Consider the following 24,459-nt stretch of genomic DNA (forward strand, 5'->3'; position numbering starts at 1 on the left):
AGCTAACAGCCAAGTGGAAAGGCGATGAAAGGTCATTGGTCGGCCATGGCTCCGAGGCGCCTGCGCTCGTGGCGGCGCATGGCGAACGTCAGGGGGACGGAAACGATGATGGCGGCCAGGACGAGCCCCAGGGCCATCAGAACGGGATAGCGGCTCAGCCACCAGAAGATCCGGTAGCCCCAGGCCATGTCGCCGGCCTGGAAGGTGGCGCCGACCTTGAAGGCGTTCAGGCCCTCGCCAGTGCCGACCACTAGGTCCCCGGCCACCCGCGCATTGACCTCCGAATCGTCCAGCCCCTGGGCGATGGCCAGGATCTGTTCCGGCCTGTCGGAGAGGAGGGCGACAACCACGCGGCCCTGGCCAAAGGGTGAGCCGAAGCTCATCAGGCCGGAGAACGGGCCGGATTCGACCAGCAGGCTCGCGGCGCGCTGGCGGCTGTCGGCGTCATCCCGGCCGATGAATGTCCCCCAGGTGGAGAACAGCCGCCGCGCCCAGTCCTGGACCCGAAGGGTCAGGCGCCCCTGGCCCATCTCTATAGGCGCAGCAGCGCTGAGATCAGCGTTCTCGGCCAGCAGGCTCAACGGTCCGATCATCAGAATGTCCCGGTTGCGCAGCGTTTCGACGTCGTCGGGGCTCGCCAGGTGGACCCGGGTGACGGGCGCGCCGGTGGCGTCCCCAAACCTGGCCATCAGATGGAGATATGCGCCCAGTTCGGCTGGCGACGGCCGCGCCGACAGCAGCACGACGGTCTGGTCGAGGTCGGCCATCCGGGTGAACGGGAAGCCGGCGCTGGCGAAATAGGCCAGGTTGGGCAGGCTGGTGAGGTGGTGGGCGCCGGTCAGGTCCAGCTCGGTGTCTGGATCGATGCCGCTGCGGACATTGGTGGGCAGTTGGCCTTCGCAGGCGCCCGTCTTGCGGGCCTTCAGGTCGAAATAGAACTGCAGCTCATTGCTGCCGAACAGATTGTAGGCCGGCAGGCTGATGGTCGTTTCGTTGCGCACGAAGGGCGTCAACAGGCGGTGGCGCCAGCCCGCGGCCTCGGCGGCCTGGTTCAGGCGCAGCGAGCGGAGGTACTGGCCGTTCACCGACACGTCCAGGCGCGAGGCGCTCCGGTCGATCCAGGGGCCCATGGGATAGCGGTAACGTAGCCGGAGCGGCGCGGCGCTCTGCGGCCAGAAGAGCAGGTCCGGCGGCAGGCGGAACGAGGCCCGAACCGGGCCTGGGGGCAGGCCATCGGCGTGAAGCAGGGCCGGGTCCATGATTTCGCCCAGCTTGACGGGGCGTTCGGTGGTGATCCAGCGCGGCGCGTCATAGGCTGCGCGGGTGGGAACGGTCGGCGGGCCGAGGCTCGCGCTGGCCCCGCTGAGGCCAGGGGCGCCGAGGGACAGGGTCAGGGCGGCCTGGCGCAGCTCCATCGGGTCGCGGCCCAGGACGAGCAGCAGGCGGCGGCTGGTATCCAGCGGATTGGCGATCACCGCCACGGTCGGTCCATTGATCGGCGGCAGCTCAAGGCCGAGCGCCCCGCTGTTGGCCAGGGCGAACACCACACCGTCGCCGGCAGGAAGCTGATCGATGAGCACCGGGAAGCGGAAACCGCGATAGCTGGCCTGGAGACCGAAATAGGAGGCCAGGGCCCCGGCGGCCTGGATCGCCTGGCGTCCCGGCGCGCCGACGAACACGAAGGGCAGCTCAAGGCGCCGGTCGGCATTGTCGAAAAACGGCGCGGGAAAGCGCGCCAGGTTGGGGGGCGCCGGCAGCCGCTCGATGTCCAGTTCCAGCACTGAGGCGTTGCTGATCACCGCCCAGAGCGAGGAGTGCAGCGGGTCTTCGCAGTCGCGGGTGTAGTGGCCGGCGAAGCGCAGGTTAAGTCTGTTCTCGACCAGGAACAGGGCTGGATTGAGCTCCAGTGACAACCGGGCGCCGCCGGCCGTGCTGGCCGCCAGGGGCGCGGTGGCCACGACCTCGTCATTGATCAGCACGGTGAGATGGCTGAGGTCCTCCAGCAGGGCCGGGGAGTGGGCATAGGCCAGGGTCAGACGCGCGCCGGTGACCACCTCGTCGGCGCCCAGGCGGAACGGGATGCCGGCCTGGCCGTCCACTGAAACCAGTCGCAGGGGTTGGTCGACGCCGAGATCTCGAAGGGTCAGGCGGAGCGTCTGCGCCCCGGGTCCAGGCGTCGCCGCCATGGGCTGGGCCGCCAGGGCCGGCGCGCTCGCATCCTGCGCCTTGGCCTCCGAGGCCTGCATGGTCACCCCCAGGCAGGCGGCGAGCGCCACCACCGCCCCCGTGGATCGAGCCCGCCGCAACGGGCGCTGCGGCGCAGGTCCCGGCTGGCGGTGGCCGCCCCGGTGGAACAGACTGAGACTGGCCTGGAGAATGCTGAGGAGCGCTGCGAAGGGGTTGGCCGGCGGGGGCTTGGAGGCCGGCTGCCAGGCGTCGGCGCGACCCATCACGGCGGCCACGAGTTCGCGCCGCTGGTCCAGGGGGATGTCGAGGAACTGCGCCCGCAGGGTGGGGCCAGGCGGGCCAACCACCTTGGTCGGCAGGTTGACCCACCGGTCGCCGCAGAGAATTTCGGTTCTCGCCAGGCTCTCGGCCGTCACGGCGTCGCCCACGGCCGGGGCGGAAAAGCCGCCCATGGACACTTCGCTCGTCGTGGTCTCCACCACCTCGCCGCCGCGAAGGGTCAGGCGCACCGGCAGTTGGGCGCCGACCCGCACGAAGGCTCGCAACTGGCGCGTTTCGCGACCGACCGCCAGGGCGACCAGCAGGATCAGCAGGCTGAAGGCCGACCAGGTGGTGTTGAGCAGCAGGGTTCCGAGGTTGACCTCGTATCGATCGGGCCAGGCCAGCTTGCCGAACCCCATGGCGACGCCGGCGATCAGCAGGCTGGCCGCCAGCAGATGGGGCCACATGAGGCGGATATCGAAATAGGCCCGTTCCAGGATTCCGCCCTTGTCGGTCACGTTGAACTTGCCTCTTCGGGGATCGATCAGGGTCTGGAGCGTCGGCTTGATCAGATGGAAGGCCAGCAGGCTCTCATAGACCTCTCCCCAGAAGGCCCGGCGGTCCTTGCCCTGGATGCGGTTGGCCACGCCGATCGAAAGGATCAGATGGGGCGCCGCATAGGCTGCGATCATCGAGGCGGCGGCCTGGATGACGTTCTGACCCAACAGCAGGAAGGCGAGCGGCGAGGTCAGGAACACCACGCGCGGCAGCGGAAACATGAAGTGGAGCATGGCGTTGGCGTAGCAAAGCCGCTGACCCAGGCTCAGGCCGGGGCCGAACAGCGGATTGTCCACGCGGAAGATCTGCAGCATGCCCCGGGCCCAGCGGGCCCGCTGGCCGATGTGCAAGGCCAGACGCTCGGTGGCCAGGCCGGAGGCCAGGCGGATGTCGAGATAGGCGGTGTTCCAGCCGAGGCGCTGCAGCTTCAGGGCCGTGTGGGCGTCTTCCGTGACCGTTTCACCGGCGAAACCGTTGGTCTCATCCAAGGCCGCCCGGCGGATCAGCGCGCAGGAACCGCAGAAGAAGGCGGCGTTCCAGAAGTCGTTGCCCGGCTGTACGGCCCCATAGAACAGCGCGCCCTCGTCCGGCACGTCCTTCATGGTCACCAGATTTCGCTGCACCGGATCGGGGGAGTAGAAGTGGTGCGGTGTCTGCAGCAGGGCCAGACGCGCATCTTCCTGAAACCATCCGGCCGTCATCTGCAGAAAGGCGCGGGTAGGAATGTGGTCGGCGTCGAAGATGCAGACCAGGTCGGCGCGGGTCTGCTTCAGCGCATTGTTGAGGTTGCCGGCCTTGGCGTGGAGATTGTCAGGGCGGGTGACGTAATTGACCCCGACGCTTTCGGCGAAGGCCTTGAACTCTGGCCGCCGACCGTCGTCCAGCAGGTGAACGGTGAATCGCTCGGGGGGGTAGTCCATGGCCAGGGCCGCTAGGACCGTGTCCCGGACGATCTGCAGGCTCTCATTATAGGTGGGGATCATCACGTCGATGCTCGGCCAGTCGGCCGGGCCGCCGCCGAGCGCCCGCACCGGCCGCCGCAGGGGCCAGGTGGTCTGGACATAGCCCAGCACCAGGATCAGCCAGGCATAGACCTCCGCCAGGTAGAGGCCGATCCCCAGGACGGCGCCCAGGGGATTGAGGAAGTCCAGGGTTTCTGTGGTGCGCCACACCATGTAACGCGTGCTGATCGCCAGGGAGATCAGGCATAGGGCGATTGTCGCGCCCCGGGACGCGTTGCGGCTGAGGATCAGGGCCGCCACCAGGGTCGCAATCCCGAAGATGATCTGACCTTGGAGAGGCAGCGGGGTGAAAATTGCCGCGCCCATGGCCAAGGGACCGATGATCAGGGCCGCGCCCAAAAAGATACCGCGTGCAACGTTCATGAGCGGCAATTTACTTCGTCATCTTTAGAATAAGCGACGAAGTGAATGCTCATTTTGAGCTATGGAATGAACTGGTCGGGACTTGGGGTCGGGTTACCAGTTAAATCGCCAACCGCAGACAATATGATACTTATGGTACGGCTGAGCTTGTTGCGATTATGGTTATCGACATCTTCCTGAACATAGTAAACGTGACGTGAAGCCGCAGGGCCCGCTCTCAAAATACACGTCTTGATCGGAGCTTGGGGAGCCGGCGCCCGCAATGGTGGCGCTGGCTCGCCCGTGGGGACGTCTTGATCCTGTGGATAAGTTGGACCTAGGGTTTCGGCGGGGGCGATCATGAAGACCATCGCAGTCATTTCCCGCAAAGGCGGCGCCGGTAAGACCACGGTGGCCGTGAATCTGGCGGCGGCGCTGCGCGAGCGGGGCGCTCGCGCCGTACTGGCCGACGCCGATCCCCTGCGATCCTCCAGTGAGGCGCTGCGGGCCCATAGCCTGTCAGTGGTGGAGACCTCGGCCTCCAAGCTGTTCGCCCTGACCACGGCCTCCCGACGCAGCGGCGGAGATCTGCTGATCATCGATACGCCGGCCGCCCCGGAGGGTGACGTCGTCGCCGCCATCAAGGTGGCCGATCTCTGCCTGGTGGTCAGCCGCCCCACCTATCTCGATGTGGCGGCGGCCCTGAAGACCCTGGAACTCCTGCGCCAGCTTCGGGCCAGCGGGCTGATCGTCCTGAACCAGTGTCCCTCGGCGCGGCAGGGCCGCGAACCCAACCAAGTGTCCTCGACCCTGGACGCCCTGCGCTTCGCCGGCGTCCCCGTGGCCGCCGCGCCCCTTCGGGTGCGCCAGGCCTATCAGTCGGCCCTGTCGGAGGGACAGGGGGTCACCGAATGGGAGCCCCGGGGCCAGGCCGCCGCCGAGGTCCGGGCCTTGGCTGAGATCGTGCGGCGGAAGGTCCTGGGTGAGCTTCCGTCCCGTCCGGCTAATGACGCCATGGCTCTGTCCGCCATGGCCGCTAGGCCCTAGCGCCGCCGCTCGCCTTGACTCCCACCGCCCCGGTGGGCATAGACCGCTCCTTCACACCGGCGGGCGACTGCGCGGTGCGAAGACCATTACGGGTGATACGGGCCCCGCCGTTGAGATCGCGCCTCCACTCTCGGAAGCGCCGGGCCGTGTCGATGATGAAGAGTGTTCATGACCAAGCGTCATTCCGCCAAGTACAAGCTCGACCGCCGTATGGGCGAGAACATCTGGGGCCGCGCCAAGTCGCCGGTGAACCAGCGGTCCTACGGCCCGGGCCAGCATGGCCAGCGCCGCAAGTCCAAGGTTTCCGACTTCGGTCTTCAGCTGCGCGCCAAGCAGAAGCTCAAGGGCTATTACGGCAGCCTGACCGAAAAGCAGTTCAGCCGCACCTATACCGAGGCCGCGCGCCGCAAGGGCAACACCTCGGAAAACCTGATCGCCCTGCTGGAATCGCGCCTGGACGCGGTGGTCTACCGCGCCAAGTTCGTGCCCACCGTGTTCGCCTCGCGCCAGTTCGTGAACCACGGCCACGTGACCGTGAACGGCAAGCGCGTCAACATCCCGTCCTATCGGGTCAAGCCCGGCGACGTGGTCGAAGTGCGCGAGCGCTCGCGCAACATGGCCCTGGTGCTGGAAGCCCAGGCTTCGGGCGAACGTGAAGTTCCCGACTATATCGAACTCGACGCCAAGGGCCTGTCGGCTCGCTTCATCCGCGCCCCGGAACTGGCCGAAGTGCCCTATCCGGTGAAGATGGAACCAAACCTCGTGGTCGAATTCTACGCCTCCTAAGGCGCCGGCTATTCCGCGATATCGAAGGGCCTCGGAGCAATCCGGGGCCCTTTTCCTTTGTCCTGCCGGCCGTGGCGACGGTTGCCCCCCGTGCGCATCACCCTGATAAGTCCTGCGCACACGGGCGCATGTGGCGTCTGTCCTCGCCGAGGGGCCATGAACGAGCTTCGCGACGTCTACATCACCGGGGTCGGGGCGCACCTGCCCGGCTCCCCTGTGCCGTCGGCCGCGATCGAGGATCACATCGGTCGGATCGGCGGCCGGGACAGCGCCCTGGGGCGTCGCGCCCTGCGCTGGAATGGCGTCGAGACCCGCCACTACGCCCTTGACGCTGAGGGCCGGCCGACCACCTCCAACGCCGCCATGTGCGCCGATGCTGTCCGCGCCGCCCTGGATCAGGCGGCGCTAAGCCCGCAGGATCTCACCTTCCTGGCCACCGCCACCACCCAGGGGGACTATCTGGTCCCCGGCCACGGCTCCAATGTGCATGGCGAGCTGGGGGGCGGGCCGCTGGAGGTGGCGAGCTTCCAGTCGGTCTGCGGTTCGGCCCTGATGGCGGCCAAGTCGGCCTGGCTGTCGGTGCGGGCGGGCGAGCATGACGTCGCCGCCGCCGCCGCCAGCGAGTTCTCGTCGCGCTGGTTCCGCCCCGCCTTCTATGAGGGCTCGGCCCTGGTGGACGCCAAGGGCCGGCTGCGACCGGAGGCCGACTATCTTCGCTTCACCCTCTCGGACGGCGCTGGGGCGGTGGTGATGGAGCCCAGCCCGTGTCCCTCCGGCCTGTCCCTGAAGGTGCGGTTCATCGACCTGATCTCGCTGGCCGATCGCTTTGACCCCTGCATGTGGGCCGGCGCCGCGCCGCAATCGCGCGCCGACCCGCTGTCCACCTGGGCGTTCGCCGGACCGGTCGCCGCCCATGCGCAGGGCGCCGTCGCCCTGCTGCAGGACTTCGACCTGCTCAAGCGCGTCATCCGCGCCTGGGTCGGGGTCTATCTGCAGAAGGTGGAGGCCGGCAGGATCGAGCCCGCCAAGATCGACCATCTGCTCTGCCACTATTCGGCGCGGTCCCTGCGGGCCGAGATCGAGGGCCTGCTGGAGAGCACCGCCGGCATGATCGACCGCGACAGGTGGTTCTCCAATCTGAGCTCCGTGGGCAATGTGGGCTCGGCCTCGATCTGGGTCATGCTGGAGGCCTTCCTGCGATCGGGTCGCCTGTCGCCCGGCCAGCAGGTGCTCTGCGTCGTGCCTGAGAGCGGCCGCGCTCTGGTGGGTTTCATGCTGCTGGAGGCGGTGGAATGACCGGAGTCCCGGACGTCCTGCGCCAGCTGACGATTGTTTTTACGGAGTTCGAGGGGCGGCTCGAACAGACGCCGCTGATCCGCAAGCTGACCCGGGGCCGCTTCGACCTGGCCGACTATCAGGCCTTTCTGGTCGGCCTGCGCCAGCAGGTGGCCGATGGGGCGCTGTGGATGTCGCGGGCGGCGTCCAATATCGATGAGCGCCACCTGGAACTTCGCTCCGCCCTGATGCGGCACGCCGTGACCGAGCACCGGGACTTCCGGCTTCTGGAGGGCGACTATGTCACCTCCGGCGGCGACCTGGCGGTGATCCAGGGCGCGGAGAAGAACCTGGGATCCGAGGCGCTCTCGGCCTGGATGTTCCATGAGGCGTCCAGGCCCAACCCCTTCGGCCTTCTGGGCGCCATGTGGATCATCGAGGGCTTGGGCTCGATCAAGGCCGCCGAATGGGGCCGGCTGGTCCAGCGGCGGCTCGGCCTGCCCGACGAGGCGCTCCGCTTTCTGCTCTATCATGGGGAGAACGACCTCGAGCACATCAAGGAGTTCGAGGCCATGCTGGCCATGGTCCTGCCCGATGCGGCGGTGGCGGCGAAGATCGTGAAGACCGCCCGGGTGACCGCGCGGCTCTACGCCCTGCAGATCGAGGAGATCACCGGTGACTGAGGCGGCCTTCGACCTGTCAGCCTATGATCCGCGGGACCCCAACCCGTGGCTGGCGCTCTATCTGGACCAGGGCCTGCCGATCGCCCCGGAGGCCAAGAAGGCGCTGCTGATGGGCAACGCCTCCTGGTCGCGGCGGTGGCTGTTTCCGGTCAGCCGCCCGCTGATCTTCGTCTTCTTCATCCTGGTGAAGATCGTCCGGGGGATCTCACCGCACCATCCCAACCTGAACGGCGCCCTTCACCGGCTGATCCACTGGGGCCTGCGCACCTTCTGCACCCCGGAAGCCAACACCCTGATCCTGCGCCATTTTCATGTGGGCACCGAGCTGCTGGCTTTCATCAAGGGCAATGCCGGTCCCGTCGAGGTCGAGACCGTTCCCCTGCGGCCGCGGACGCTGAAGGACCTGGAGGACAACGTCTTTCTTCAGCACGACCTCAACATCTTCAATTTCATCATCCAGCTGGGCGCCAGCCTGCGCGGCCAGGGGCGGGACCTGGCGCCGGTCGAGCGCCCCGACTTCTCGATGATCTCGGACGAACCGTTCGAGCTGGGCGAACTGCCGAAGGGGCGGCTCAACTTCGCCGACGTGCAGACGGCGATCGAGGCCTATACGCCGCTCTATGCGCTGCTCTTGCCGCGGGCCGATTTCATCCGCGCGGCCCAGTCGCTCCAGCTCGACGAGACGGTGGCCATCTATATCGGCAAGATCCTGGGGACCGACTACCACATGTCCTTCGTGAAGAATGGACACCCCCTGGTCCCGCTCTCGACGGTCCAGGCGGGACAGCGGCTGATGCTCCACGGGCTCGACTGCGAGGCCTTGCATGGCTGGCTTCGCCTGCTGAAGCAGAGGCAGGCCGCCGGCCTGCCGCTGGATCCCCGCAATCCCCTGTCGGGTCTCTAGGGCGACACCCGCCTTCAAGGCTCGGGACTATGTCGGAGCCTCCCATGACATCGGGGGCTGAGGCGCCGACTGACGTCGCTGTTGGGTCTATTCGACCCGAAGACGCTTCGACCCTGTTGACGGGGCCGGTCTGTCCCCCTATGTCCGCCGCTCGGTCCGGGCCCCTCTGGTCGCGACGGCGGTCGCGACGATGTCGGATCTTCACTCTCCAGACGCGGACGCGGCGTCGTGACTATGAGAGGTGCGGGGTCCGATGGACGCTCTCCTTATATTTTTGCAAACGCCGTTCCTCGGTCAGGCCACCTGGCTCTGGCTGTTGTTCCTTGGGATCGTCCTCACGGTCCTGACCCTCGACCTGGGGGTCTTCAATCGCAAGGACCACGTCATTGGTCCCGCGGAATCGGTGAAGGCGGCGGCGGCCTATATCGCCCTCGGCCTGACCTTCGGCGCCTGGATCTGGTACGACCTCGGCTCGCAGAAGGCGGTGGAATACTATACCGGCTATCTCCTCGAGCTGACCCTGGCCCTCGACAATGTCTTCGTCATCTCCCTGATCCTGGCCTATTTCGCCGTTCCGCGGGAGCTGCAGCACCGGGTGCTCTTCTGGGGCATTCTGGGGGTGATCATCCTGCGGGCGATCATGATCGGCATCGGCGCGGCCCTGGTGACCAACTTCGCCTGGATCCTCTACATCTTCGCCGCCTTCCTGCTCTTCACCGGCGCCAAGATGCTCAAGGAGTCCTTCTCCAGCGACGCGGAAGAGGCCAAGGACCTCACCAACAACGCCATATTGAAGTGGTTGCGCGGCCATCTCCGGGTGACCGAGACCTTCCAGGGCTCGAAGTTCTTCGTGCGCCAGGCCCATCCGGTCAGCGGCAAGGTGGTGCTGTTCGCCACCCCGCTGTTCCTGGCCCTGGTGCTGGTGGAGTTCGCCGACCTGGTCTTCGCCATCGACTCGGTGCCGGCCATCTTCGCCATCACCCAGGACCCCTACATCGTCTACACCTCCAACATCTTCGCCATCCTGGGGCTGCGGGCGCTCTATTTCGCCCTGGAGAACGCGGTCCACCGCTTCCACTATCTGAAGGTGGCGCTTGCCCTGGTGCTGGTCTTCATCGGCTTCAAGATCTTCGCCGGCGACCTCTTCTTCGGCGGAAAGTTCCCCGCCCCCTGGTCGCTGGGCATCACCGTCAGCCTGCTGGCCGGCGGCGTGATCTTCTCGCTGCTCAAGCCCAAGCATCCCAAGGGCGGCGTTGAAGGCGGGATAGTCTGAGCCTCTCCATGGACATCGACCCGCTCTTGCCAGCGACATGGGCTTTCCCTGGCGGCGCGGATGTGGCCGATAGGGGGCATGACACGCCGCTTTCTGATGATGGCCTCGGTCGCCGCCCTGCTGGCCGGCTGCGCCACGGTTCCGCCGCCGCCGATCCTTGCGCCCTCGGGGGTCCCCCTGGCCGAACTGGAGCCGCTCTACGCTGCAGAGGCCGGCCGGCGGGAGCTGACCATCAAGGTGGCCTCCAACGGCTGCACCACCAAGGGCGACTTCGCCTTCTATGTGGAGCGGCAGGGCGAGGCGGTGACCCTGGCCTTCGGCCGCAAGCGGCTGGACGAATGCCGCTCGCTGGTGGCGGGGCATGTGTCGCTGACCTTCAGCTATGAGGAGCTGGGGCTGGTGGCCCGCGATCCGGTCTTCCTGCTCAATCCGCTGATCGGCTGGCCCGGCCTCTGAACCTCAGCCCGGCCGCAGACGGGCATCCTTGCGTTCGCGCCAGGCCCGGGCGGCGCGCAGCAGCATCAGCACCCCGATGACCGCCACGAGGCCGGCGAGGCCAAAGGCGAGGACCGGCAGGAAGACCGCCAGGACGCTGAGCAAGCCCGAGAGCAGATCCTCCAGCAGAGACAGCACGGGATTGCCCAGGCCGCCGGTGGTGGCGGTGGAGACGGGCCGCACGGCCGCCCGACTTCCATGAAAGCCCCCGGCGACAACCAGGCCGGCCAGGGCGCCGATGGCCGGGTGCATGTCGCTCAGCACATTCTGCTGGCTGGCGAACAGCACGGCGCCGGCGATGGGGCTGACCAGGGCGCCCAGGCCATGCCAGGCGGTATCTACGGCGGGGATCTTGTCCGCGACGAAGTCCACCACCGCCAGGGCGCCGATGACCGCCAACACCCAGGGCTGGGTCAACACGTCGAAGGGCTCGGCCAGGGACACCAGGTCGGTGTAGCGGGCCACCAGGCCGACCGTGAGCAGGGGCACATAGGCGTTGAAGCCGGCGGCGCTGGCCAGGCCGAAGGCCGAGAAGAGACTGGCGAAACCGTCCATGAACCGCCTCCTGTGGCGCCATCATGCCGCAAGCTGCGCCAGGGCGCTAAGCCTTAGCCGAAGCGGGCGACCAGCTCGGCGGGCACCCGGCGGGGGCGGCCGGTCGTCCTCTCGATCAGGCACCACACGGTTCTGACCTGGGCGCACATGGCGCCGTCGGGGCCATCGATGCGCACGAAACGGTCGAAGCGCGGCCCTTCGGCCTTGTCGGAAACCCAGGTGCGGCCGAGCGCCGTCTCGCCCGGCAGCAGGGCGCGGCGGTAGTCCACCTCGTGGCGCAGGGCGACCCAGGCCAGGGTCTGCGACTCCTCAGGGTCGGCGGCGGAGTCCCAGTGGGCGATGGCCAGATCCTGCGCCCAGCCCAGATAGACCACGTTGTTCACATGGCCATTGGCGTCGATATCGGCCGCCGTCGGCGTGAAGCTGCGGGAAAAGACCTGCCGCCCCGGCGGGGGCTCGAAGGCCCGGCTCACGCAGCCAGGACGCCCTGCTGGCTGAGGAAGGGCTTCAGCTCGCCGTTCTGGAACATCTCGCGGACGATGTCGGCGCCGCCGACGAATTCGCCCTTGACGTAGAGCTGCGGGATGGTCGGCCAGTCGGTGTAGGTCTTGACGCCGTCGCGCAGGCTATCGTCCTGAAGCACGTCGACGCCGACGAAGTCCACGCCGAGATGGTCGAGGATCTGCACCACCAGACCCGAGAATCCGCAGCGGGGCTGTTCGGGTACGCCCTTCATGAACAGGACCACCTGATGGTCCTTCAGGGTCTTGGCGATGAAGTCGTGGGCGGGATCGGTCATGGCCTCGCTCATGGGAACGGCCTTTCGATGGGGTCAGAAACTCAAGACCCAGAGCTAGGGAGGCGCCGGCCCCTGGTCAATAGCCGCTTATGCCGAGCGGGCGTCGGCCGGGGTGTCGATCCGCGCCATTTCGATCTGGGCGGCCAGGCCTGTGGGCAGTTCGCGGTCGGGCACGGCGGCCAGACGTTCGATCACGTCGGGGCGATGGGCCTCGATCTGGATGCAGGCCAGGGCAGGTTCGGTCAGGGCGTAGGCCAGGCAGAGCTCGTCGGCCGCCCAGTTGCGCGTCTCGTGCAGGAAGGCGTAGGCGCCGACGCTGGCGGCGCTGGGGCCGGCCCGTCGGAAGAGGGCCGGCTTGGCCGCGATCTGGGCGGGCGGGCGGCACAGCTCGGGCGGGAAGGCGTCGAAGCCGGTGATCGACATGTTGAGGTGGGCGGCCTCGCGGATGCGTCGGCGGATGTGCCAGCCCGAGGTCAGGTTGAACGGCGAGGCCAGGGCGTCGAAGGCGCCGGTGGCGACCGCCTGGTCCACCAGGGCGCTGACGCCGGCCACGCCGATCTGCAGGGCGAGGCCCGCGGCGCGGAGATCGTCCAGGGTGGCGGCGCCCTCGGGCGTCAGGGTCGCATAGGCGGCCTCGTCCAGGGTCAGCAGGTCGAAATAGCCGGCCCCGGTCTGGTTCAGGCCCTCGCGGACGGCGTCCTGCAGATAGCGTGCATCGGTGGGGGTGCGACCATCGCCGATGATCCGCCAGGCGACGAACAGCAGGCGGCGTTCCACCGCTTCCAGGGCGTCCCGGAAACCGGCCGCCAGGGGGGCGACGCCGGCTTCGAGCTCAAAGGCGTTGATCCCGCATTCCATGGCGCAGACAGCCAGGGTCCGCCAAGCGCTAGGGGCCTGGCTGCGGCCGGTGTCGCGCAGCAAGAGGCTCAGCGCCGAGACCGCCTTGCCCGAGATGCCGAACGGCCGGTAGCGCATGGCCTCTCCGCCCTAGCCTGGAACCGAGGTCTCAAGGGCGAGGGCGTGCAGTTCGCCGCCCATCTTGCCCTTGAGGGCGGCGTAGACGAGCTGGTGCTGGCGCACCCGCGGTAAGCCCTGAAAGGCGGTCGAGACGATGCGCGCGCGATAGTGGTCGCCGTCTCCGGCGAGGTCCTCGATCGCGATCTGGGCGTCGGGAAAGGCCTCGCGCAGGGAGGTTTCCAGATCGGCCTGGGTCATAGGCATGGGCGCACGCTCTCTTCCAACAGGGTTTATGGGGCGAAATGGGTTAACGCTCCCATAGCGCAGGGAGGTCCGGCCGGCCATGCAGGCGCCTCCTCAAGTCTTGGCCCAAGCCTAGGCGGTGGGTTCGGTCTCGCGGTTTGCGGCCTTGTCGGCGATGAGGCCGGCGGCCTCGGGATTGATCGCCTGGGCCTCGCGGCGAGGCTTGGAGAAGGGCGTCGGCTGCGGGGTCACCATATTGCCGCGCATCATGCCGCGGCCGGCCTCGATGCCGCCGACCAACTGCGCCTCGAACCGCTCCTCGTCGCTGCGGCGCACCTCGGCCATGGTCTCGGCGGCCTCGTCGGGCTCGACGCCCAGGTCGAGCAGCAGGCGCTCGCCCATGGTGAGCGCCGACTCGAAGGTCTCGCGGATCTGGAAATCGACTCCAGCCTGGGTCAGGCGCATGGAATGGCCGCGGTCATAGGCGCGCACGAAGAGCCTGGCGTGGGGGAATTCCGATTTCACCAGCTCGACGATGTGGTCGGCCACCTCGGGCTTGTCGACGCCGATCATGATCGCCTCGGCGGTCTCGGCGCCGGAGGCCCGCAGCACATCGAGGCGCGCGCCATCGCCATAATAGACCTTGAAGCCGAAATTGGCGGCGGCCTGGATCATTTCCACATCGTTTTCGATCAGCGCGATCTCGAAGCCGCGGGCCAGCAGGGGCTGGCTGACCACCTGGCTGAAGCGGCCGAAGCCGATCAGCAGGATCTGGCCATGAAGGCCATTGGCCTCTTCGATGCCGTCCATGGAGAGCTTCAGCCGCGGCGTCAGGCGATCGAGCACGATGATCACCACAGGGGTCAACGCCATGGACAGGATGACGATGGCGGTCATCACGGCGCTGGTGCGGGCGTCGATCACGCCGCCGGCCAGGGCCGCCCCATAGAGGACGAAGGCGAACTCGCCCCCTTGCGCGAAAAGGGCCGCCCGCTGGATCGACTCCCGAGGGCTTGCTCGGAACAGGCGGGCGATGCCGTAGATGCCGGCCGCCTTGACCCCCATGAAGGCCAGCACGCCGCCGGCGATCAGCATCCAGGACTCCGCCACGACGGCCAGGTTCAGGGACATGCCGACGCTGATGAAAAACAGGCCGAGCAGGATGCCGCGGAAGGGCTCGATATCGGCCTCCAACTGGTGGCGGAAGGTGGATTCCGACAACAGGACACCGGCCATGAAGGCGCCCATGGCCATGGAAAGCCCGCCCCAGTCGAGGAACATGGCCGCCCCCAGCACCACCAGCAGGGCCGCCGCGGTCATGATCTCCCGGGCTCCGGTCCGCGCCAGCAGGCCGAAGAAGGGATTGAGCAGCCAGCGGCCGGCCGCCAGCAGGGCCGCCAGGGTCCCGATCGCCATGAGGATGGAGACCCAGACCGGCCGGCCGGCCTCCACGTCCTGCCCCGACACCGAGGCGAGCACGGCCACCAGGGCCAGCAGGGGGACGACGGCGAGATCTTCCAGCAGCAGGATCGACACCGCCCGCTGACCGGCGGGGCTGGCCGTCTGTCCGCGCTCGTCCAGCATCTTCATGATCACGGCGGTGGAGGACAGCACAAAGCCGCTGGCGCCGATCACCGCGGCGACCACGGGCAGGCCCGCCAGCACCCCCAGGCCCGACAGCAGGGCGGCGCAGACCAGCACCTGGACCGCGCCGAGGCCGAAGATTTCCCGCCTCAGATTCCACAGCTTGGCCGGCCGCATCTCCAGGCCGATGATGAACAGGAACATCACTACGCCAAGTTCGGCCACATGCAGGATGGTCTCAGGCTCGGAGATGAAGGCCAGGCCGAACGGGCCGATCACCAGGCCCGCCGCCAGATAGCCCAGCACCGAGCCGAGCTGCAGCCGGCTAAACAGCGGCACGGCGATCACGGCCGCGCCCAGCAGCACCACGGCGTGACCCAGGCTCAGTCCGCTTGCTTCCGTCGCCATTTCAACAGTCTCCAACGGTCCCATAGCGCCCCTGCAGGCGCCGATTGTCCAGCTAGGCGTTCAGCGGCACATGCGCCAGCCGGGTTGAGTGATCGGCCTTTTAGCAGGGGCGGCGATATGGCCGCGGTTCATGGCCCTGTGACATAGGGTGTCTAGTTTCACGCACCTCGCCGAGACTGCCTTCTCCGATCCAGCACTGGGGCCGACAATTAAAGACCTTGAGCGCGACTATCCCGACCACACCCAGGCGATGGGCTACCAGCACGGCGACGAGCCGCCCTGCAACAGTTCGGCCAACCGCACCTTCTATGAGGTGATGGAGGCGCGGGTCGCCCGTCGCCAGTTTCTGATGGGCGGCCTGGCGACCCTGGCCACGGGCCTTATCGGCGGCGGCCTCGCGGCCAAGCCGGCCCAGGCCCAGGACGCGGCCCCGTCGCTGCTGGGCTTCAAGTCGGTTCCGGTCGGCTTCGAGGACAGGGTCGTCGTGCCTGAGGGCTATCGCTTCCAGGTGCTCGCCCCGACCGGGACGCCGATCTCCGGCGACATGCCGGCCCCGCGCCCGGGCGCCAATACCGGCGCCGAGCAGGAGCATCAGACCGGCCAGCACCACGACGGGATGCACTTCTTCCCGATCGACGGCTCGTCGGCCGACGGCCTCCTCGTGGTGAACCACGAATATATCGAACCCCGGTTCCTGCATGCGGAAAAGCCCGCCTACAAGGGCCAGTCCTTCAACGCCTATGGGGTGGCCTTTGACGCCGAGGGCCGACGCGATGATGACGAGGTGCGGATGGAGATCGCCGCGCACGGCGTCTCGATCTATCGCACCAGCCGTCAGGGCGATGGAAGCTGGTCGGTGGTCGCTGACCCGCGCAACCGCCGGATCACGGCCGCCACGCCGGTGGAGATCGGCGGCCCGGTGCGCGGCGCAGCCCATGTGCGCACGATGTTCAGCCCCGATGGCCTGCGCGCCCGCGGCACGCTGAACAACTGCTCCCACGGGGTCACGCCCTGGAACACCTACCTGGCCGCCGAGGAGAACTGGGCGGGCTATTTCTCCAACACCGACGCCGAGCATCCCCGAGAGCACGCGCGCTATGGCGTTCCGCGATCGGCGCGGGGTGGGCGGTTCGCCTGGCATCTGGCCCGGTCCGGCGCGGACGAATATGTGCGGTTCGACGCCTCAGCCAGGGCCGCTTCGGCCGTCGAGGACTATCGCAACGAGCCCAACACCATGGGTTGGATGGTGGAGATCGATCCCTTCGACCCCACAGCCACGCCCATCAAGCGCACCCATCTGGGCCGCTTTGGCCATGAGGGTGTGGTCTTCGCCCCGGCCGTCCCGGGCCAGCCGGTGGTCTGTTATTCGGGCGATGATGCGAGGTTCGAATACATCTACAGGTTCGTCTCCGACGAGGCTTTCGCGCCCGGCCAGACGGACGGCGGCATCCTCGACCGCGGCACGCTCTATGTGGCGAGGTTCAATGATGACGGCGGCGGCGAGTGGCTGGCGCTGGCGCCGGGCCGCAATGGCCTGACCCCAGCCAACGGCTTTGCCGACCTGGCCGACATCCTGGTCAATACGCGCCTGGCCGCCGACCATGTGGGCGCCACCAAGATGGACCGTCCCGAATGGGGGGCGGTCGATCCGAAGACCGGCGCGGTCTATTTCACCCTGACCAACAACACCCTCCGCACCCAGGCGCAGGTCGATGCGGTAAATCCGCGGGCAGCGAACAATTTCGGCCAGATCGTGCGCTGGACCTATGCCGGTGGCGATCATACCGCGGGCAGCTTCAGCTGGGACCTGTTCGTCATCGCCGGGGACGCCCGCAACTCGGTGGTCGCCAACGGGGCGACCCTGAACAACGACAACATTTTCGCCTGTCCCGACGGCCTTTGGTTCGACGCTCAGTCCCGCCTGTGGATTCAGACCGACATGGGCGATCTCGGCCCGGCCTATGAGGGGCCGCTCAAGCCCTTTGGCATGAACGGACTGCTGGCCGCCGACCCCGCCACCGGCGAGATCAAGCGCTTCATGACCGGACCCTGGGGGCAGGAGTGCACAGGCGTGGTCGGCACGCCGGACGGCAGGACCCTGTTCGTCAACTTCCAGCATCCCGGCGCCCACGCCACGGCGGCGCAGTTCGCCGCCGGGGACTATGGTTCGGGCTTCCCTGACTACAACGGCGGGCCGCCGCGCTCGGCGACGGTGGTCATCACCAAGATCGACGGCGGCGTCATCGGCTCCTGATCACGCATTTGCGGCGTCAGAAGATCAGCGACTGATGCGCGCCAATGCCGGCCATGACGCCGGCGGCCGAGGCCAGGGTGGCGTTGTGCATGGGGCTGGCTGTGTCGCCGGCGCTGTAGACGCCGGCCACGCTCGTGCGCTGCTGGCCGGGCTCCAGCTTCAGGTGCGGCCCGGTCATGCCGTCTTCGAAGGCGCAGCCGAGCTGGGCGGCCAGCGGGCTCGTGGGCGCGGTCTGCGGCGCGGTGAAGATGGCCTCCAGGGCCACGGTGCGGCCGTCGGCCAGGCGGACGCCGGAGATGGCCAGGCCTTCGCCCAGCACGTCGACCACCGGCGTGGTCTCGACCTCGACTCCCCGGGCCGCCAGCTTGCCCGCCAGCTCAGCCTCCACCGGGACCAGGCCTTGGGTGAAGAAGGTGGTCGGCCCCCAGTCGGGCAGCATCAGGGCCTGATGGCTGGACATGGGATGGTTGGCCAGGACGCCGATCCGGCGGTCGCGGACCTCATAGCCGTGGCAGTAGGGACAGTGCATGACGCTCTGGCCCCAGCGTTCGGCCAGGCCCGGGATGTCGGGCAGGGTGTCGGTGACCCCGGTGGTCAGGACCAGCCGGCGGGCGGCGTGGGCGGCGCCATCCTCCAGCGTCACCTCGAACCGGTCGAGTTCGCCTGAGGCCGCCGTCGCCCGGCCGTGGACGAAGTCCACGCTCGGATAGGCGGAAAGCTGGCGCAGGGCCTCGCGCATGATGGCGGCGGGCGCCACGCCGTCCTGACCCAGAAAGCCGTGGGAGGCCTCGGCGAAGCGGTTGCGCGGCGCCCCTGCATCCACCACCAGGATCGGCCGCCGTGCCCGGGCGAGCTGCATCGCGGCCGACATGCCGGCGAAACTGCCGCCCACGATGATGACGTCATAGGACATGGAAAACTCCTTCGAGGGCCATTCGCGACCTGTCTCGCTTCTTCAGAAGTTACATGATGGGGTTTGGGGCTCGATCATGCAACTCCTGTTGTTTCAAGAAACATGAGCTATGGTCGAGGGCGAACCGGAGAGCCCCGATGCGAAGCGACAGCCGCCTCTCGCGCATGCTGCACGCCCTGATCCATATGGACCGCCACGACGGCGCCATGACGTCGGAGCAGCTGGCACAGATGCTCAACACCAACCCCGTGGTGGTCCGCCGCACCATGGCCGGCCTGCGCGACCAGGAGATTGTGCGCTCGGAGAAGGGCCACGGCGGCGGCTGGGCGCTGAACCGCGCCCTGGCGGAGGTGAGCCTGCTGGACATCTACCGGGCCCTGGGCGACCCGCGCCTGTTCGCCATCGGCCTGGCCGACGACGACCCCCGCTGCCTGGTGGAACAGGCTGTCAACGCCGCCGTCGCCGACACCCTGGCCGCCGCCGAAGCCCTGGTCATCGCCCGCTTCGGCGAGGTGACCCTGGCCGATATCGCGCGGGATTTCGATGCGCGGTTCGCGGCGGTGATGGGGCGCAAAGGGTCGGAGGCCTGAGGCTGGTCGACCTGCCCTGTCGCCGGCCGGCCTCAGGGGGTGATCAGCAGGGCGAGGGCCGGCGGAGCGCCTAGCGCCTCGCCACGCCGATCAGGGCCGTGGACGGGATCGGGAGGATGGCCCGGTCGCCCGCCATCCGGCGCACCTCGGCGACCACGGCGCTCTTGTCGGCGTCGGTGAGGCTGGTCCAGTCCGGCGACATGCCAAAGAGGGTGTCGGGCTCATCCAGGGCGGCGATGTCGAGCTCGAAGTCGAAGGTCACGGCCTGAATCTGCGGGTCCGTAAAGCCGGCGGCGGTCATTTCGCGTGCGAAGTCCTGGGGTTCGCTCAGCGCTGAGACCGCGTTGGGCATGGCCATCGTCTCGCGGCCGGGAAACAGGGTCTGGCGCACCTGGCTGAGCAGCAGGAAGGTGGCCGCGCCGCTGTCGCGCCAGGTGGCGACGACGCCATACCCGCCCGGGCGGGTGACCCGCGCCATTTCCGAAAGGCCCTTCCGCCAGTCTGGGAACATGATCACGCCAAAGATCGAGAAAACCGCGTCGAAGGCGCTGTCCGGCAGCATCAAGGCCTGGCCATCCATGACGCTGGCCTCGACATTGGCCAGGCCTTGAGCTGCGATGCGAGCGACCATGCCGGGCGAAAAGTCGATCGCCAGCACCTGTGCGCCCGCCCGCGCCGCCTCCAGCGCCAATGCGCCGGTCCCGGCCGCGACATCCAGAACGCGGGCGCCGGGTGACAGGGTGACCATGGCCAGGGCGGACTTGGCGTATTTCGCCGTGAACGGGTGGGCGGTCTGCTCGTAGTGCTGCGCCGCCGTGTCCCAGTGGCTGGAGTCCTCAAATGCTTTCATTTCGTCGCTCCATCATGATACTTTAAAAGTAGCGTGATGTGACGCGCTTGCCAATGGCGGTGTGGCCTGTCGATGGGGGGCGAGCACCAGAAGCACCTGCGTCTTCTGGAGGCCCGCCGCCGCGTGTTGACCAAAGGCGAGCGGGCGGGGCCGGCCGCCTTCTCGGTGGGCTATGAGAGCGGGTCCCAGGTCAGCCGCGAGTACGCCCGGATGTTCGGCGCCCCGTCACGGCGTGAAACGGCCATCGGCTCAAAATTTGTCTAAACATTTGATTTAGAGGGATTTTTATCAGAATCAGACGGAATCTGTCAGATCGGAAAGGGCACTAGCGCTCCACTCCACCGATCAGGGCTCGGTCGGCGCCTGACGCGTCTCGATCGCGGCGAGCACATGTTCGACCAGCAGCCTGTCGCTCAGGCCGTGGGCGTTCCGAACCCTGTAGTTCTCGGTAGTCACCACCGCCACGACGTCGAGATCGGGCACGATCACCACCTTGTTTCCCCCGGTCCCCGCCATGGCCCAGGCGGCATGCTGTTGTCCGTTGACGCTGTAGGCGGGCAGCCAGGTCAGATAGCCGTAGTCCCCCCGCTGCGCGTCGACCGAGACCTGCGGCGTCGTCATGGCGAGGGCGAAGGGCTCGGGGAGAATCTGACGTCCCTCCCATCGGCCGCGGTTGAGGAGCAACTGGCCCAGGGCCAGGAGATCGCGGCTGCGCAACCGCAGGCCGCCGCCACCCTGCGGCGTCCCCACCGGCGACCTCTGCCACTGCTCGCCCTCTATGCCGAGCGGCGCGAAGAGGATCCGGTGCGCGAACGTGTCCAGGGGCTCGCCCACGGCGGACTGGACGGCCGCGCCCAGCGCCGTGACGCCGGCCGTGCAGTAGCTGAAGGCGCGGCCATACGGTTGGTCGGCGGGTTTGGGGACCCAGCCCGGAAAGCCGCGGATCGGGAGGTCGAAGGCGAACTTCACCCAGTCCTCGATCAGGTACATCCGCTCCTCGTTGCCGCGCGAAAATGAGTTTCCGTCATCGCATTCGAGCAGCGAGCTCATGGTGAGGAGGTCTTCGATCGTGATCTCGTCCTTGCGGGGATCGGGATTGTCGAAGGGGCCATAGGCCGAAAGCAGCGGTGTGACGGGGGCGGCGACATCAGGGACCGCGCCTTCGGCGATCGCCGCGCCCACCAGCATGGCGGTCACGGTCTTGGTCACCGAGCGGGTGTCCCGCCCCGCCTCGCGACCGCCCTCGTCGAAATAGGCTTCGTGCACCAGCCGCCCGTGGCGGGCGATCAGGACGCTGGTGACCTTCTCGAAGGACCCTGCCCGGACGGCGGCGTCCATGGCGGCCAGGCGCTCGGACGCCATGCCCTGGCTTTCAGGCGGGGCCGTGCGCCAGGGCGTCTGGGCGGTGGCCGAGGTGGCGGCGAGGAAAAGCGCGCTGGCGGCGATGAGGGCTCGAGACATGCAGAAATCTCCGGGAGGGGGTCGTCCGTCGCACGCTCGTCCCTGGTCGTCTTGAACAGGTGAAACCGTCACCGGAAAAGCGCCCGGTAGCGGCCGGGCGTCAGGCCGTAGATGGCGACGAACTCGCGGGTCATATGGCTCTGATCGGCATAACCGGCTTCATCGGCCAGGGCGGCCAGGTCTGCGCCGCGCGCCATGAGGCTCGCCGCGCGGTCGGCTCGCGCCTGCCGGATGGCCGCTGTCGGAGACTGGCGATAGTGGCGGCGATAGCGGCGCGCCAGGGAGACCGGATGCACGCCGAGTTCGGCGGCGACGCCCCTGACCTCGGTTCCAGGCCTTGTCGCCAGATCCCCGATGACCTCCCGCGCGCGCCACATCCACTCAGGCGCAGGATCTTCATCGAGCTCCTCGGCCGACAGGACCGCCCCGGAAAGATCGAGCGCCAGACCCTGGAGGATAAGCTCATCGCCCGGCGCAAAGCGGGCCGCGGCGCCCACCAGGCGTCGCGCCGCCACCTCGGGCCGTCCCCTCAGCCGAAGGGGACCGCCCTGGGCGCCGCCGGCCGGCGGCGTGAAGCTGACCGCCAGAAACCGCCCCCCGACCACATCGAAACAGTCGCGGTGCTCGACCCCGGCCGGGTTCCAGACAAGGGCGCCGGGGCCGAACGCCCGGTCGCGCGGGGTCATCGGGTCATGGGCCAGGCTTCGGTACCCGCCGTCCAGCGCCAGCACGAAGTGGGCGTCCTCGTGCGAATGGGTCTGCACCTGCTCGGCCGGCAAGGTCGCGATCCTAAGGTCGATCCTGTAGCCGTGGGCCAGGACCCCTCGCGAACGCTCGCCGAAAAACTCGCCTGGAGCCAGGGATCGACGAGACATGTCCGGGGTCCATTCGGGCTGTCCTTGCCCGCGCCAGCCGTGGCCGGAACAGGCTCTCGGCCAGCTTTCACCAGAGCGGGCGATAGCCGCAACCTGGCTCGCGCCGCAGAGCGGCCGGGGTTGGCGTGCTGGAGGTGGCCACACCCTCTATAGGAGGAAGTCTCCTGTGCTGAGCGTCAAGCTGCCGCTCATGACGATGGAGAAATCAGCCAAGCCGTCCCCGTCCAGATCTCCGGAAACGATGGTGTCACCTAGTGACCCCGCGACAGCCCTTAGCTCACCGGCCACTCCAGAGAAGGCCGCGCTTCCGATATACGTGAAAGCCTGGTCGCCTGTCGTGATCAGGTCAGCATCCAAAGCGCTCAGATCCAACAGGTCGGCGCCTAAGGTGAAGTCTAGGATCAGATCCGCATCTGCGCCAAGTCCACTGTCGCTGGCGTTCAGCATCTGAAACACGTCTCCGCCCGCGCCGCCGGCCAAGGTGTCGGCTCCTGATCCGAGCCTGATCGTGTCAGCGCCACCGGATCCGACGAGGCTGTCATTGCCGTCTCCCGCGTCGAGATAGGCCAGACCGGTGACAGTCAGGGCCGAGAGGTCGATGGAGTCGCCGCCGCTGGAGCCCAGGCCGGCCACATCCGCATAGCCGCCCCCGTCGATTTCTTCGATACTGATGAGGCTCTCGAGCTGGAAGATCGCCCCATCGGCCTTCGCCCTGACAATATCGTGCCCTGCGCCGCCGTCGATGTCATCGGCGCCGTCGCCAGCGCCAATGAGGAACAGGTCGTCTCCCTCGCCACCGGCCAGCGAGTCAGCGCCCGCGCCGCCAGAAATTGTGTCGGCTGCACTCGAGCCAATGACCGTATCAGCGCCCCCGCCGGCTCTGATTTCGACCACGCCCGACAAGCTGACTGCTCCGAAATCCAGAAGATCGCCGGCACTCGAACCTTCGATGCTTACATTCGACCAGCCGTCGGATGATATAATCTCGACTCCAGAAATGTACGACACGAAGATAATAGTATCGTCGCCCTCGGCAAAGATTGCATCATTGCCCGCGCCTCCATTGATACGGTCGCTGCCGCTGCTGGAGCCGAGATAGACGAAGCGATCGTCACCATCGCCGCCGGACAGGGAGTCCGCGCCGCCCGAGCCAGAGATCGTGTCGTCTCCATTCCCACCGATGAGGGTGTCGGCGCCGCCGCCCCCGTCGATCCGCGATACGCCTTGGAGCGTGACGCCGGAAAAGTCGAGAAGGTCGTTGCCCGACGATCCCTGGACCGAAACGCCCATATGCCCATTGGCCGATATGATCTCGATCCCGTTGAGCGACCGCAGGCCAATGACGGCGCCGTCCTCTACCGCCAGGATGGCGTCATTCCCGCTCCCGCCATTGACCGCATCAAACCCATTTGCCGCGGCTGAATAGAGGAACTGGTCATCGCCGGCGCCGCCGACGAGGGAGTCGTCTCCTCCGGAGCCTACGAGTGTGTCGGCGCTAGAAGCTCCGATGATGGTGTCAGCGCCGTCACCGCCATCAATCTTGACGATGTCGACAAGAGTCGTCGCGCCAAAATCTAGACTGTCGCCTTGGGCCGAGCCGAGAACCGAGACATTTGCGTGTCCGTTGGCTGTGACGGTCTCAACACCGGTCAGAGACTTCAGGCCGATAATGGTCCCGTCCGTCAGGGCGATGGCGCGATCGGCCCCGCCGCCGCCTTGCAGAACGTCAAAGCCGTTGCCGACTCCGGAGTAGTTGAACTGATCTGCTCCATCGCCGCCGATGAGGGTGTCGTTTCCAGCGCCGCCCGTGAGGGTGTCGTCTCCGGCCTGTCCGTCGATGACGTTGTTTCCGCCGTCTCCGGAGAGGATGTCATTGACCGTCCCGCCGGTGAGGTTCTCGAAGTTCAGGAGGACGTCCTCCCCAGCGTTCCAGGTGTTCTGCGGCCCGCTCACGGCCAGGCTGACATTGAGGGCGTAAAGTGAGTTGTAGTAGGTCACCGTATCGACCCCTGAACCCCCATCCAGGGTGTCGTTGCCGCCCGTGCCGGCGATCAGGTCATCTCCTGCGCCTCCTGAGAGGCTCTCGTGGTTGTTGTTGCCGAACAGGCTGTCGTTGAACGCCGAGCCGATCACCGCG

The 24,459-nt window shown here is 67.6% G+C and carries 21 protein-coding genes and 1 pseudogene; 10 read left to right on the plus strand and 12 right to left on the minus strand.

Going from position 1 to position 24,459, the window contains the following annotated elements; translation table 11 throughout:
- Positions 1 to 32: 32 nt before the first annotated feature.
- Positions 33 to 4,391: a UDP-forming cellulose synthase catalytic subunit gene (gene bcsA, locus Q7S93_RS08395; protein ID WP_304713432.1), complete on the minus strand. Its 4,359-nt coding sequence runs from the start codon at positions 4,389 to 4,391 to the stop codon at positions 33 to 35.
- A 339-nt stretch (positions 4,392 to 4,730) separates the two neighbouring features.
- Here bcsA and Q7S93_RS08400 point away from each other — a divergent pair, with 339 nt between their 5' ends.
- The 7 genes from Q7S93_RS08400 to Q7S93_RS08430 all read left to right on the plus strand — a co-directional run bounded on the left by Q7S93_RS08400 (position 4,731) and on the right by Q7S93_RS08430 (position 10,794).
- The gene (locus tag Q7S93_RS08400) at positions 4,731 to 5,417 is read left to right on the plus strand and encodes a ParA family protein (protein ID WP_304713433.1); all 687 of its coding nucleotides are present in this window, start codon (positions 4,731 to 4,733) and stop codon (positions 5,415 to 5,417) included.
- A gap of 168 nt (positions 5,418 to 5,585) precedes the next feature.
- Complete coding sequence (gene rpsD / locus Q7S93_RS08405) at positions 5,586 to 6,203, plus strand: 30S ribosomal protein S4 (RefSeq protein WP_304713434.1); 618 nt, start codon at positions 5,586 to 5,588, stop codon at positions 6,201 to 6,203.
- Positions 6,204 to 6,359: 156 nt separating this feature from the next.
- Positions 6,360 to 7,499, plus strand: a complete 1,140-nt coding sequence (locus Q7S93_RS08410) for a beta-ketoacyl-ACP synthase III (RefSeq protein ID WP_304713435.1) — start codon at positions 6,360 to 6,362, stop codon at positions 7,497 to 7,499.
- Complete coding sequence (locus Q7S93_RS08415) at positions 7,496 to 8,161, plus strand: iron-containing redox enzyme family protein (RefSeq protein ID WP_304713436.1); 666 nt, start codon at positions 7,496 to 7,498, stop codon at positions 8,159 to 8,161. Before Q7S93_RS08410 ends, Q7S93_RS08415 begins: the two co-directional genes overlap by 4 nt.
- Positions 8,154 to 9,065 carry a DUF6999 family protein gene (locus Q7S93_RS08420; RefSeq protein WP_304713437.1) on the plus strand — a complete coding sequence of 304 codons (912 nt, stop codon included), beginning with the start codon at positions 8,154 to 8,156 and terminating at the stop codon, positions 9,063 to 9,065. Before Q7S93_RS08415 ends, Q7S93_RS08420 begins: the two co-directional genes overlap by 8 nt.
- A 253-nt stretch (positions 9,066 to 9,318) precedes the next feature.
- The gene (locus tag Q7S93_RS08425; protein WP_304713438.1) at positions 9,319 to 10,338 is read left to right on the plus strand and encodes a TerC family protein; all 1,020 of its coding nucleotides are present in this window, start codon (positions 9,319 to 9,321) and stop codon (positions 10,336 to 10,338) included.
- Positions 10,339 to 10,416: 78 nt separating this feature from the next.
- On the plus strand, positions 10,417 to 10,794 hold the full coding sequence (locus tag Q7S93_RS08430; protein ID WP_304713439.1) for a hypothetical protein: 378 nt from the start codon (positions 10,417 to 10,419) through the stop codon (positions 10,792 to 10,794).
- A 3-nt stretch (positions 10,795 to 10,797) separates the two neighbouring features.
- Here the strand turns inward: Q7S93_RS08430 and Q7S93_RS08435 are convergent, their stop codons facing one another.
- From Q7S93_RS08435 to Q7S93_RS08460, 6 genes are all read right to left on the minus strand, one after another.
- Positions 10,798 to 11,388, minus strand: a complete 591-nt coding sequence (locus Q7S93_RS08435) for a DUF4126 domain-containing protein (RefSeq protein ID WP_304713440.1) — start codon at positions 11,386 to 11,388, stop codon at positions 10,798 to 10,800.
- 53 nt (positions 11,389 to 11,441) lie between these two features.
- The gene (locus Q7S93_RS08440; protein ID WP_304713441.1) at positions 11,442 to 11,861 is read right to left on the minus strand and encodes an acyl-CoA thioesterase; all 420 of its coding nucleotides are present in this window, start codon (positions 11,859 to 11,861) and stop codon (positions 11,442 to 11,444) included.
- Complete coding sequence (gene grxD / locus Q7S93_RS08445; protein WP_304713442.1) at positions 11,858 to 12,199, minus strand: Grx4 family monothiol glutaredoxin; 342 nt, start codon at positions 12,197 to 12,199, stop codon at positions 11,858 to 11,860. Before grxD ends, Q7S93_RS08440 begins: the two co-directional genes overlap by 4 nt.
- Before the next feature lie 75 nt (positions 12,200 to 12,274).
- The gene (locus Q7S93_RS08450; protein WP_304713443.1) at positions 12,275 to 13,162 is read right to left on the minus strand and encodes a hypothetical protein; all 888 of its coding nucleotides are present in this window, start codon (positions 13,160 to 13,162) and stop codon (positions 12,275 to 12,277) included.
- A gap of 12 nt (positions 13,163 to 13,174) precedes the next feature.
- The gene (locus Q7S93_RS08455) at positions 13,175 to 13,408 is read right to left on the minus strand and encodes a BolA family transcriptional regulator (RefSeq protein ID WP_300576411.1); all 234 of its coding nucleotides are present in this window, start codon (positions 13,406 to 13,408) and stop codon (positions 13,175 to 13,177) included.
- 111 nt (positions 13,409 to 13,519) lie between these two features.
- Positions 13,520 to 15,379 (minus strand): monovalent cation:proton antiporter-2 (CPA2) family protein, encoded by a 1,860-nt coding sequence (locus tag Q7S93_RS08460; protein WP_304713444.1) that lies wholly within the window; start codon positions 15,377 to 15,379, stop codon positions 13,520 to 13,522.
- 148 nt (positions 15,380 to 15,527) lie between these two features.
- Here Q7S93_RS08460 and Q7S93_RS08465 point away from each other — a divergent pair, with 148 nt between their 5' ends.
- A complete protein-coding gene (locus Q7S93_RS08465; RefSeq protein ID WP_304713445.1) occupies positions 15,528 to 17,633 on the plus strand; it encodes a PhoX family protein in 2,106 nt (701 codons plus the stop codon).
- Positions 17,634 to 17,649: 16 nt separating this feature from the next.
- Here the strand turns inward: Q7S93_RS08465 and Q7S93_RS08470 are convergent, their stop codons facing one another.
- Complete coding sequence (locus tag Q7S93_RS08470; RefSeq protein ID WP_304713446.1) at positions 17,650 to 18,546, minus strand: NAD(P)/FAD-dependent oxidoreductase; 897 nt, start codon at positions 18,544 to 18,546, stop codon at positions 17,650 to 17,652.
- Positions 18,547 to 18,683: 137 nt separating this feature from the next.
- Between Q7S93_RS08470 and Q7S93_RS08475 the strand changes: the two genes are divergently transcribed.
- Positions 18,684 to 19,136, plus strand: a complete 453-nt coding sequence (locus Q7S93_RS08475) for an Rrf2 family transcriptional regulator (protein ID WP_304713447.1) — start codon at positions 18,684 to 18,686, stop codon at positions 19,134 to 19,136.
- 70 nt (positions 19,137 to 19,206) lie between these two features.
- Here the strand turns inward: Q7S93_RS08475 and Q7S93_RS08480 are convergent, their stop codons facing one another.
- The gene (locus Q7S93_RS08480) at positions 19,207 to 19,986 is read right to left on the minus strand and encodes a class I SAM-dependent methyltransferase (RefSeq protein WP_304713448.1); all 780 of its coding nucleotides are present in this window, start codon (positions 19,984 to 19,986) and stop codon (positions 19,207 to 19,209) included.
- Between the two features lie 123 nt (positions 19,987 to 20,109).
- On the opposite strand from Q7S93_RS08480, the gene Q7S93_RS08485 reads away from it, so the two are divergent.
- Positions 20,110 to 20,250 (plus strand): hypothetical protein, encoded by a 141-nt coding sequence (locus tag Q7S93_RS08485; RefSeq protein WP_304713449.1) that lies wholly within the window; start codon positions 20,110 to 20,112, stop codon positions 20,248 to 20,250.
- Between the two features lie 81 nt (positions 20,251 to 20,331).
- Here Q7S93_RS08485 and Q7S93_RS08490 read toward each other — a convergent pair whose 3' ends face one another.
- The 3 genes and pseudogenes from Q7S93_RS08490 to Q7S93_RS08500 form a co-directional block, all read right to left on the minus strand.
- Complete coding sequence (locus Q7S93_RS08490; RefSeq protein ID WP_304713450.1) at positions 20,332 to 21,447, minus strand: serine hydrolase domain-containing protein; 1,116 nt, start codon at positions 21,445 to 21,447, stop codon at positions 20,332 to 20,334.
- 68 nt (positions 21,448 to 21,515) lie between these two features.
- Positions 21,516 to 22,322 carry a helix-turn-helix domain-containing protein gene (locus Q7S93_RS08495; protein WP_304713451.1) on the minus strand — a complete coding sequence of 269 codons (807 nt, stop codon included), beginning with the start codon at positions 22,320 to 22,322 and terminating at the stop codon, positions 21,516 to 21,518.
- 147 nt (positions 22,323 to 22,469) lie between these two features.
- Positions 22,470 to 24,459: pseudogene (locus Q7S93_RS08500) on the minus strand (hypothetical protein); the annotation flags it as partial.

It is taken from the genome of Phenylobacterium sp. (assembly GCF_030646615.1).
In the GTDB taxonomy this organism is placed as follows: Bacteria; Pseudomonadota; Alphaproteobacteria; order Caulobacterales; family Caulobacteraceae; genus Phenylobacterium.

Bases quoted from the DNA above. Each gene is read 5' to 3' on its own strand.
- bcsA (WP_304713432.1), bottom strand. From the start codon at position 4,391: ATGAACGTTGCACGCGGTATCTTTTTGGGCGCGGCCCTGATCATCGGT.
- Q7S93_RS08400 (WP_304713433.1), top strand. From the start codon at position 4,731: ATGAAGACCATCGCAGTCATTTCCCGCAAAGGCGGCGCCGGTAAGACC.
- rpsD (WP_304713434.1), top strand. From the start codon at position 5,586: ATGACCAAGCGTCATTCCGCCAAGTACAAGCTCGACCGCCGTATGGGC.
- Q7S93_RS08410 (WP_304713435.1), top strand. From the start codon at position 6,360: ATGAACGAGCTTCGCGACGTCTACATCACCGGGGTCGGGGCGCACCTG.
- Q7S93_RS08415 (WP_304713436.1), top strand. From the start codon at position 7,496: ATGACCGGAGTCCCGGACGTCCTGCGCCAGCTGACGATTGTTTTTACG.
- Q7S93_RS08425 (WP_304713438.1), top strand. From the start codon at position 9,319: ATGGACGCTCTCCTTATATTTTTGCAAACGCCGTTCCTCGGTCAGGCC.
- Q7S93_RS08430 (WP_304713439.1), top strand. From the start codon at position 10,417: ATGACACGCCGCTTTCTGATGATGGCCTCGGTCGCCGCCCTGCTGGCC.
- Q7S93_RS08435 (WP_304713440.1), bottom strand. From the start codon at position 11,388: ATGGACGGTTTCGCCAGTCTCTTCTCGGCCTTCGGCCTGGCCAGCGCC.
- grxD (WP_304713442.1), bottom strand. From the start codon at position 12,199: ATGAGCGAGGCCATGACCGATCCCGCCCACGACTTCATCGCCAAGACC.
- Q7S93_RS08450 (WP_304713443.1), bottom strand. From the start codon at position 13,162: ATGCGCTACCGGCCGTTCGGCATCTCGGGCAAGGCGGTCTCGGCGCTG.
- Q7S93_RS08455 (WP_300576411.1), bottom strand. From the start codon at position 13,408: ATGCCTATGACCCAGGCCGATCTGGAAACCTCCCTGCGCGAGGCCTTT.
- Q7S93_RS08460 (WP_304713444.1), bottom strand. From the start codon at position 15,379: ATGGCGACGGAAGCAAGCGGACTGAGCCTGGGTCACGCCGTGGTGCTG.
- Q7S93_RS08470 (WP_304713446.1), bottom strand. From the start codon at position 18,546: ATGTCCTATGACGTCATCATCGTGGGCGGCAGTTTCGCCGGCATGTCG.
- Q7S93_RS08475 (WP_304713447.1), top strand. From the start codon at position 18,684: ATGCGAAGCGACAGCCGCCTCTCGCGCATGCTGCACGCCCTGATCCAT.
- Q7S93_RS08480 (WP_304713448.1), bottom strand. From the start codon at position 19,986: ATGAAAGCATTTGAGGACTCCAGCCACTGGGACACGGCGGCGCAGCAC.
- Q7S93_RS08490 (WP_304713450.1), bottom strand. From the start codon at position 21,447: ATGTCTCGAGCCCTCATCGCCGCCAGCGCGCTTTTCCTCGCCGCCACC.
- Q7S93_RS08495 (WP_304713451.1), bottom strand. From the start codon at position 22,322: ATGTCTCGTCGATCCCTGGCTCCAGGCGAGTTTTTCGGCGAGCGTTCG.